The following is a 416-nucleotide window of genomic DNA, read 5'->3' as shown; positions in this document are numbered from 1 at the left end:
CCGGAGCAGCGGCGGGCGTTGGACTTGAGCCGGTGGGAGGTGGCGTTCTGCGGCGCGGAGCCGATTCGCCCGGAGACGCTGGAGCGCTTCGTGGAGGCGTTTGGCCCCAGTGGCTTCCGGCGCGAGGCCTTCTACCCGTGCTACGGGCTGGCGGAAGGCACGCTGATTGTCTCCGGAGGCGAGAAGTCGGCGCCGCCGGTGTCGGTGACGCTGTCAGGTGCGGCGCTGGAGAGGCACCGCGCGGAGGAAGTGGGCGCTGCGGAGTCTGGTGCGCGCACGCTGGTGGGGTGTGGCCAGACGCTGGCGGAGCAGCGAATCGCCATCGTGGACCCGGAGACGCTGGAGCGGCGTGGGCCTGGGGAGGTGGGCGAAATCTGGGTGACGGGGCCGAGCGTGGCCCAGGGGTACTGGGGCCG

At 72.4% G+C, this 416-nt stretch carries 1 protein-coding gene; it reads left to right on the top strand.

Annotated elements, in window-relative coordinates; all coding sequences use genetic code 11:
• Positions 1-416 (top strand): AMP-binding protein (locus D7X30_RS41445; protein ID WP_147443459.1); only part of this gene is annotated, 416 nt, incomplete at both ends.

The organism is Corallococcus sp. AB011P (assembly GCF_003611605.1).
Classification (GTDB): domain Bacteria; phylum Myxococcota; class Myxococcia; order Myxococcales; family Myxococcaceae; genus Corallococcus; species Corallococcus coralloides.
The sequence above is the reverse complement of the archived record's forward strand: the minus strand, read 5'-3'. Positions and strand labels throughout refer to the sequence as shown.